The following is an 8,135-nucleotide window of genomic DNA, read 5'->3' as shown; positions in this document are numbered from 1 at the left end:
CATATATACGGCAAGGCGAAGCTGACGTGGTTTGAAGAGATTTTCGAAGAGTATTAGTATTTTCTAAATCGTTGGTAACGCTCTTTCAACAATGCTTCTAACGGTTTTTGTGAAAGTAAAGCTAGTTCAGTTTGGAGTTCTTTTTTAACATTCTTAATCAGTTCCTTACTAGAAAGTCCTGCTTCAGAAATCACCTTATCCACCACGTCCATTTCTAACAGTTCATGCGAAGTGATTTTCATCAGTTCTGCCGCTTCCATGGCACGAGTGCCATCCTTCCATAGAATGGAAGCAAAGCCTTCTGGGCTGAGAATGGCATAGATAGAATTTTCCAGCATCCAAACACGGTCCGCAACGGCCAGAGCCAGAGCTCCACCTGAACCACCTTCACCGATAATGATAGCGATAATCGGGACTTTCAGGTCACTCATTTCCATGAGATTGCGAGCAATAGCTTCTCCCTGTCCACGTTCTTCCGCTCCCACACCAGGATAGGCACCTGCTGTATTGATAAAAGTCACAACTGGACGACCAAACTTTTCAGCCTGTTTCATCAACCGTAGGGCCTTGCGGTAGCCTTCTGGATGCGGTTGACCAAAATTCCGCTTGAGGTTATCTTGTAGACTCTTGCCTTTTTGGATACCAACCACTGTTACAGCTTGGTCCCCAAGCCAGCCAATACCACCAACAACTGCACCATCATCACGAAAAGAACGGTCACCATGTAATTGGATAAATTCATCAAAAATGCCTGTCGCAAAGTCTAAGGTTGTCAAGCGACTCTGCTCACGCGCTTCTCTGACTATTTTTGCAATATTCATCTTGGACTCCCTCCGTGCAATCTGACTAGGCTAGCAATCGTATCTGGTAAGTCTCTTCTTTTGACAATAGCATCCACAAAGCCATGTTCCAATAGGAATTCTGCCTTTTGGAAATCCTCAGGCAAGCTTTCACGAACCGTATTTTCAATGACACGACGCCCAGCAAAACCAACCAAGCTCTGTGGTTCAGCCAGAATGATATCTCCTTCCATAGCGAAAGAAGCTGTTACACCACCTGTCGTTGGATCTGTCAAAATGGTCAGGTAAAAGAGACCAGCATTTGAATGGCGTTTAACTGCTGCAGAAATCTTAGCCATTTGCATGAGACTCATGATTCCTTCCTGCATACGGGCTCCACCAGAAGCTGTGAAGAGAACAACTGGCAACTGTTCAACAGTCGCATACTCAAACAAGCGAGTAATTTTTTCCCCTACAACCGTACCCATAGATGCCATGATAAAGTTGGAATCCATAATCCCAAGAGCCACAGTCTGACCTTTTATAAGAGCTGTTCCTGTCACAACGGCTTCATCCAGACCTGTTTTTTCACGCATAGTTGCTAGTTTCTTTTGATAACCAGGGAAATGCAAGGGATCCTTGCTTTCAATCCCTGTAAACAATTCCTTGAAGGTTCCCATATCAATCGTCAAAGCCAAGCGTTCTTGGGCAGAAATACGAAAGGTGTAGCTACAATGTGGACAGATACGCTCACTTCCCAGATCCTTCTGATAGATGGTATGCTTACAACCCGGACACTGGGAGAATAATTCATCTGGAACCTCTGGCTTGGCTTGAGGTTTTTCCCTAACCGAACGATTGGGATTAATTCGAATATACTTATCTTTTTTACTAAATAGAGCCATTGATTCCCCTTTTCGGTTTAAACTCTTGAAGTCATTTTATTCTTTTTCTTGATATTTAGGTAAGAAGGTTTCCATCAAGAAGGAAGTATCGTAATCCCCAGCAATAACATTGCGATCTGAAATGAGGTCAAGCTGGAAATCAGCATTGGTCTGTACCCCTTCAATCTCTAGTTCATAGAGAGCACGTTGCATTTTCATCAAGGCATCAAAACGATTTTCACCGTGAACGATGATTTTAGCAATCATACTGTCATAATAAGGCGGAATGGTATAGCCTGGATAAACCGCTGAATCCACGCGCAAACCGACTCCTCCACTTGGAAGATAGAGATTGGTAATCTTACCTGGACTTGGAGCAAAGTTGAAGGCTGGATTTTCTGCATTGATCCGACACTCGATAGCATGGCCACGTAAGATAATATCTTCTTGCTTAACAGACAGAGGCTGACCTGCCGCAATGCGAATCTGTTCCTTAACGATATCCACACCTGAAACAAACTCTGTTACTGGATGCTCTACCTGAACACGTGTATTCATTTCCATGAAATAGAATTTACCACTGGCTTCATCAAGAAGAAACTCAATGGTCCCTGCATTTTCATAACCAACAGACTCTGCAGCTCGAACAGCAGCAGAACCAATTTCATTGCGTAGCGTTTTGCCGATTGCAATTGAAGGACTTTCTTCCAAAACCTTTTGGTTATTCCGTTGAAGAGAACAATCCCGTTCCCCCAAGTGAATCACATGTCCATGCTCATCTCCTAGAATTTGAACCTCGATGTGACGAGCTGGATAGATAACCCGTTCAATGTACATGGCACCATTGCCATAATTGGCCTTGGCTTCACTAGAGGCAGTTTCAAAGGCTGAAACGAGGTCTTCTGGCTTTTCAACCTTACGAATCCCTTTACCACCACCACCTGCTGAAGCCTTGAGCATAACAGGATAGCCAATTTTTTCAGCAACAATCAAGGCTTCCTCAGAGTTATGCACTTCTCCATCTGAACCTGGAATGACAGGCACACCTGCTTTGATCATCTGAGCACGCGCATTGATCTTATCCCCCATCATATCCATAACATGACCAGATGGACCGATAAACTTGATACCCACCTCTTCACACATAGTTGCAAATTTAGAATTTTCACTGAGAAATCCAAAACCTGGGTGAATGGCTTCTGCCTCAGTCAAGACTGCAGCTGATAAAACCGCATTAATATTGAGATAAGACTCAGTTGCCTTACCAGGACCGATACAAACCGCTTCATCTGCCAAAAGCGTATGAAGGGCTTCCTTATCAACAGTTGAATAAACCGCCACCGTCGCAATCCCCAATTCACGCGCCGCACGGATAATACGAACCGCAATTTCACCACGATTGGCAATTAAAATTTTACGAAACATGGAGAACCTCCTTAGTTCCCTATTGCAAAGGTTAGAGTACCACTGGCTGCAAGCTTACCATCCACTTCAGCCTTCGCTTCAACCACGGCAATGGTACCACGACGTTTTACAAAAGTCGCCGTCATAACCAATTGGTCTCCTGGTACAACTTGCTTCTTGAATTTAACCTTGTCCATACCAGCGTAAAAGACCAGTTTTCCTTTATTTTCAGGTTTTGATAACTCCAAGACACCAGCTGTTTGCGCCAAGGCTTCCATAATCAGAACACCTGGCATGACAGGGTATTGAGGAAAATGACCGTTGAAGAAGGGCTCATTGATGGTCACATTTTTGATAGCAACAATAGTATCCTCGCTCACTTCCAATACACGGTCTACTAGGAGCATAGGATAACGGTGGGGTAGAGCTTCTTTGATTCCTTGAATATCGATCATTTGATACGTACCAATCCTTTGCCAAACTCAACCATTTCTTCGTTAGAAACGAGAATTTCCGTCACCACACCATCCTTAGGTGCTGGAATTTCATTCATGACTTTCATGGCTTCGATAATGACCAGTGTTTGACCTTTTTTGACACTATCACCAACTGTAACGAATGCAGGTTTATCAGGACCAGCAGCCAAGTAAGCCACCCCAACAAGTGGACTCTCTACAACATCTCCCTCAGCAGCTACACTTGTTTCAGCTGGAGCTGGAACCTCTTCTGTTACAGTCTCTGCTGGAGCAGATGTAGGAGCTACTGGACTTGGTGTTGCTAGAAGGGGCGCTGGAGCGACTGGAGGTGTAACTTCAGATACAAGTCTAGCCTCATTCTTGCTAAACTGCAACTCATCCGTCCCATTTTTATAAGAAAATTCTCTCAAACTTGACTGGTCAAATTGGGCCATCAAGTCTTTAATATCGTTTAAATTCATACTTATTTATTCTCCCAACGTTTGAAAGCAAGAACTGCATTGTGGCCACCAAAACCAAAAGTATTTGAAATAGCGTATGGAATTTCTTGCTCCAAGCCTTGTCCATAAACGACATTGGCTTCGATATAATCTGATACTTCACTTGTTCCAGCTGTCATTGGTACAAAGTTATGACGCATAGCCTCGATTGTGACGATAGCTTCTACTGCACCTGCAGCCCCCAGCAAATGTCCTGTGAATGATTTGGTTGATGATACAGGTACTTCCTTACCAAGAACAGCCACGATCGCACCACTTTCTCCTTTTTCATTAGCAGGAGTTGACGTTCCGTGAGCATTGACATAGGCTACTTGCTCTGGAGAAATCTCAGCTTCTTCTAAGGCTAGTTTGATGGCCTTGATAGCTCCCTGACCTTCTGGATGTGGTGAAGTCATGTGGTAGGCATCACAAGTATTTCCGTAACCAACCACTTCAGCAAGGATAGTAGCGCCACGTTTTTCAGCGTGTTCAAGACTTTCAAGAACCAACATCCCAGAACCTTCACCCATGACAAAACCATTACGGTCCTTATCAAATGGAATGGAAGCACGAGTTGGGTCCTCTGTAGTAGAGAGAGCTGTTAGGGCTTGGAAACCAGCAATAGCAAAAGGTGTGATAGAGGCTTCTGAACCACCTACCAACATAACATCTTGGAAACCAAACTTAATTGAGCGGAAGGCATCCCCAATCGCGTCATTTGATGAAGCACAGGCAGTATTGATGGATTTACAAACACCGTTTGCTCCAAAACGCATAGCAACATTTCCTGAAGCCATATTTGGCAAGGCTTTTGGAAGGGTCAATGGTTTCACACGTTTTGGTCCTTTGTCATTTAGGCGAAGCACTTGATCTTCAATTTCCTTGATTCCACCAATACCAGAAGCCACAATAACACCAAAACGATCCTTGTCAAGAGCCTCTACATCCAGATTGGCATGGTTGACAGCCTCTTGGACCGCATACAAGGCATACAAAGAGTAGTTATCAAAACGATTGGTATCTTTCTTTACAAAGTATTTATCAAAAGGAAAATCTTGGATTTCTGCTGCATTATGCACATCAAAGTCACTATGATCAAATTTTGTAATTGGACCAATTCCGATGTTTCCAGTCGTCAAACTATTCCAAAATTCTTCTGGTGTATTTCCGATTGGAGATGTTACTCCATAACCTGTTACTACTACGCGATTTAGTTTCATCTTTTTCACCTCTAGCTTCTGCTACATACTTAAGCCACCATCAATGGCAACCACTTGACCAGTTAGATAATCTTGGCCTGCTAAAAATACTGTCAAATCTGCAACCTGCTCTGCCTGCCCAAATTCTTTCATAGGAATTTGCGCCAGCATAGCATCTTTTACCTTGTCTGATAGAACAGCTGTCATATCGGACTCAATCATTCCAGGTGCAATAGCATTAACCCTGATATTGCGATTGGCCACTTCACGCGCCACAGACTTGGTAAAACCAATCAAGCCAGCCTTAGAAGCAGCATAGTTAGCTTGACCGATATTTCCCATCAAACCAACAACACTAGACATATTAATGATAGCACCTTCTCTGGCTTTCATCATCGGTTTCAAGACTGATTGTGTCATGTTAAAGGCACCAGTCAGATTCACTTTAAGCACTTTTTCAAAATCTGCTTCTGTCATCTTGAGCATCAGGGTATCTTGGGTAATCCCTGCATTGTTGACCAAAACATCTACTGAACCCAGCTCTGCAATAGCTAGATCAACCATACGCTTAGCGTCTGCAAAATCTGACACGTCTCCTGATATAGGAACCACCTTGACACCATAGTTTGAAAACTCAGCGAGCAATTCTTCTGAGATTGCCCCACGACTGTTTAAGACAATGTTGGCTCCTGCTTGAGCAAACTTGTGGGCAATGGCAAGACCAATTCCACGACTCGAACCTGTAATAAAGATATTTTTATTTTTTAGTTGCATTCTTTTCTCCTGTTTCCTCTTGTATTTATGGGAGAAGGGATTACTTGTTTTCTAGCAAGGCTTCTAAACTAGCCTGATCTTCAACAGTGGCTAGTTTAGCTGTCTTATCAATTTTTTTGACAAAGCCTGACAAGACTTTCCCCGGTCCAATCTCGATAAAGTTGGTTACGCCTGCTTCTTGCATAACTGCAATACTTTCATAGAAACGAACTGGCTCCTTGACCTGACGCGTCAAGAGTTTAGCAATGTCTTCTTTTTGCATAACTGCAGCTTCTGTATTGCCGACTAGGGGACAAGTAAAATCTGAAAAACTTACCTGAGCTAGAGTTTCAGCTAGTTTCTGACTAGCAGACTCAAGGAGAGCGGTATGAAAAGGCCCTGAAACCTTGAGAGGAATCAAGCGTTTACCTCCTGCTTCCTGCAATAGTTCAACAGCTCGGTCAACTGCAGTCACTTCTCCACCAATCACGATTTGTGCAGGTGTATTATAGTTGGCTGGGGTAACTACTCCAAGTTCAGAAGCTTTTTGACAGGCTTCCTCAATAACCTCTACTGGTGTATTAAGAACTGCCACCATCTTGCCAGAGCCAGCAGGAGCCGCTTCTTCCATATAGGCTCCACGCTTAGCAACCAAGGCAACCGCATCTTCAAAATCCAAGGCACCGCTGGCCACCAAGGCAGAATACTCTCCAAGGGACAAACCAGCAACCATATCAGGCTGATAGCCTTTTTCTTGTAATAAACGGTAGATAGCAACTGAAGTCGCTAAAATAGCTGGTTGCGTATAGCGGGTCTGATTGAGTTTTTCTTCTTCCCTATCAATGAGATGACGCAAATCATAACCGAGTACCTGACTTGCTTGATCAATCGTTTCTTTGACAATAGGGTAGTGATCATAGAGATCCCGTCCCATACCTAGATACTGGGCACCTTGGCCAGCAAATAAAAAGGCTGTTTTAGTCATTTCTTACAACTCCTGCCCAACGAGAGGCTTCTTCTTGAATTTTCTTAGCTGCTCCGTAATACAAATCTTTTAGGATTTCTTCAACGGTTTCTTCTTTGGAAACAAGGCCTGCGATTTGACCTGCCATAACAGATCCACCATCCACATCACCGTGAACAACTGCTTTGGCTAGGGCACCTGCTCCCATTTGTTCAAAAATTTCTAAATCAGGATTTTCTTGTTTAAAGGCATCTTTTTCAGCTTTTTCAAAATCACGAGTCAACTGATTTTTAATTGCACGAACAGCATGTCCAAAGTGTTGAGCTGAAATCGTAGTATCAATATCTCTAGCTTTTAAAATCTTGGCCTTGTAATTTGGATGAGCATTAGACTCTTTTGCAACGACAAAACGCGTTCCAACCTGAACAGCCTCTGCACCTAGCATAAAGCCAGCCGCAGCACCTTCACCATCCGCAATTCCTCCTGCCGCAATAACAGGAATAGATACAGCAGCAGCAACCTGGCGCACCAAGGTCATAGTTGTTAATTTACCGATATGTCCCCCAGCTTCCATTCCTTCTGCAATAACGGCGTCTGCACCGATTTTTTCCATTCGTTTAGCTAAGGCAACACTTGGTACAACTGGAATAACTGTAATCCCTGCTTCATGGAAGCGTTCCATGTATTTACCAGGATTTCCTGCACCTGTTGTCACTACCTTAACACCTTCCTCGATAACGAGATCTACAATATCTTCCACAAAGGGAGACAAGAGCATGATGTTGACACCAAAGGGTTTATCCGTTAACGATTTGATTTTATCAATATTTGCCTTGACAACTTCTTTAGGGGCATTCCCCCCACCGATAATCCCTAGTCCTCCAGCCTTGGAAACAGCCCCTGCCAAATCACCATCAGCAACCCAGGCCATTCCTCCTTGAAAAATAGGATAATCAATGTTCAATAATTCTGTAATACGTGTTTTCATAGTGCCTCCATCGTTTCTTGCTTACGTAATAGTTCGATACTGTCATAATTTGAAAATCAAACTATTGCCTAAACAAGAGGGAGCGGGTTTCCCTACTCCTTCTATCTTATATTCTGCTTATACTCTTCGAAAATCAAATTCAAACCACGTCAGCGTCACCTTGCCGTACTCAAGTACAGCCTGCGGCTAGCTTCCTAGTTTGCTCTTTG

Annotated in this window: 9 protein-coding genes; all 9 read right to left on the bottom strand. The window is 43.5% G+C overall.

The genetic code is table 11. The annotated features are described in order from the left end of the window. Positions 1-53: 53 nt before the first annotated feature. From ADI58_RS07350 to fabK, 9 genes are read right to left on the bottom strand one after another with little or no spacing between them, the layout of a single operon-like run. Entirely contained in the window at positions 54-821 is a 768-nt protein-coding gene (locus tag ADI58_RS07350; protein ID WP_049522034.1) for an acetyl-CoA carboxylase carboxyl transferase subunit alpha, read from the bottom strand. Continuing rightward, positions 818-1,684, bottom strand: a complete 867-nt coding sequence (gene accD, locus ADI58_RS07345) for an acetyl-CoA carboxylase, carboxyltransferase subunit beta (protein ID WP_049522033.1) — start codon at positions 1,682-1,684, stop codon at positions 818-820. Before accD ends, ADI58_RS07350 begins: the two co-directional genes overlap by 4 nt. 36 nt (positions 1,685-1,720) lie before the next feature. Continuing rightward, a complete protein-coding gene (accC, locus tag ADI58_RS07340; protein ID WP_049522032.1) occupies positions 1,721-3,088 on the bottom strand; it encodes an acetyl-CoA carboxylase biotin carboxylase subunit in 1,368 nt (455 codons plus the stop codon). An 11-nt stretch (positions 3,089-3,099) separates the two neighbouring features. Continuing rightward, positions 3,100-3,522 carry a 3-hydroxyacyl-ACP dehydratase FabZ gene (gene fabZ, locus ADI58_RS07335; RefSeq protein WP_000565515.1) on the bottom strand — a complete coding sequence of 141 codons (423 nt, stop codon included), beginning with the start codon at positions 3,520-3,522 and terminating at the stop codon, positions 3,100-3,102. Continuing rightward, a complete protein-coding gene (gene accB, locus ADI58_RS07330) occupies positions 3,519-4,004 on the bottom strand; it encodes an acetyl-CoA carboxylase biotin carboxyl carrier protein (RefSeq protein WP_049522031.1) in 486 nt (161 codons plus the stop codon). The genes fabZ and accB overlap by 4 nt, the downstream gene beginning before the upstream one ends. A 2-nt stretch (positions 4,005-4,006) precedes the next feature. Further along, positions 4,007-5,242 carry a beta-ketoacyl-ACP synthase II gene (gene fabF / locus ADI58_RS07325; RefSeq protein WP_049522030.1) on the bottom strand — a complete coding sequence of 412 codons (1,236 nt, stop codon included), beginning with the start codon at positions 5,240-5,242 and terminating at the stop codon, positions 4,007-4,009. A gap of 21 nt (positions 5,243-5,263) precedes the next feature. After that, positions 5,264-5,995, bottom strand: coding sequence for a 3-oxoacyl-[acyl-carrier-protein] reductase (fabG, locus tag ADI58_RS07320; protein ID WP_049522029.1), 732 nt, complete (start codon positions 5,993-5,995; stop codon positions 5,264-5,266). Positions 5,996-6,035: 40 nt separating this feature from the next. Next, positions 6,036-6,959, bottom strand: a complete 924-nt coding sequence (gene fabD / locus ADI58_RS07315; RefSeq protein ID WP_049522028.1) for an ACP S-malonyltransferase — start codon at positions 6,957-6,959, stop codon at positions 6,036-6,038. Next, positions 6,952-7,926, bottom strand: a complete 975-nt coding sequence (gene fabK, locus ADI58_RS07310) for an enoyl-[acyl-carrier-protein] reductase FabK (protein ID WP_000857440.1) — start codon at positions 7,924-7,926, stop codon at positions 6,952-6,954. The genes fabD and fabK overlap by 8 nt, the downstream gene beginning before the upstream one ends. Between the last annotated feature and the right edge of the window lie 209 nt (positions 7,927-8,135).

Origin of the sequence: Streptococcus mitis (genome assembly GCF_001074635.1) — a bacterium.
GTDB lineage: Bacteria > Bacillota > Bacilli > Lactobacillales > Streptococcaceae > Streptococcus > Streptococcus mitis_E.
Note: the sequence above shows the minus strand (reverse complement) of the source record. Positions and strands in the feature narration are given on the sequence as shown.

Excerpts from the sequence above, each read along its gene's own strand:
- ADI58_RS07350 (WP_049522034.1), bottom strand. The coding sequence starts at position 821 with ATGAATATTGCAAAAATAGTCAGAGAAGCGCGTGAGCAGAGTCGCTTG.
- accD (WP_049522033.1), bottom strand. The coding sequence starts at position 1,684 with ATGGCTCTATTTAGTAAAAAAGATAAGTATATTCGAATTAATCCCAAT.
- accC (WP_049522032.1), bottom strand. The coding sequence starts at position 3,088 with ATGTTTCGTAAAATTTTAATTGCCAATCGTGGTGAAATTGCGGTTCGT.
- fabZ (WP_000565515.1), bottom strand. The coding sequence starts at position 3,522 with ATGATCGATATTCAAGGAATCAAAGAAGCTCTACCCCACCGTTATCCT.
- accB (WP_049522031.1), bottom strand. The coding sequence starts at position 4,004 with ATGAATTTAAACGATATTAAAGACTTGATGGCCCAATTTGACCAGTCA.
- fabF (WP_049522030.1), bottom strand. The coding sequence starts at position 5,242 with ATGAAACTAAATCGCGTAGTAGTAACAGGTTATGGAGTAACATCTCCA.
- fabG (WP_049522029.1), bottom strand. The coding sequence starts at position 5,995 with ATGCAACTAAAAAATAAAAATATCTTTATTACAGGTTCGAGTCGTGGA.
- fabD (WP_049522028.1), bottom strand. The coding sequence starts at position 6,959 with ATGACTAAAACAGCCTTTTTATTTGCTGGCCAAGGTGCCCAGTATCTA.
- fabK (WP_000857440.1), bottom strand. The coding sequence starts at position 7,926 with ATGAAAACACGTATTACAGAATTATTGAACATTGATTATCCTATTTTT.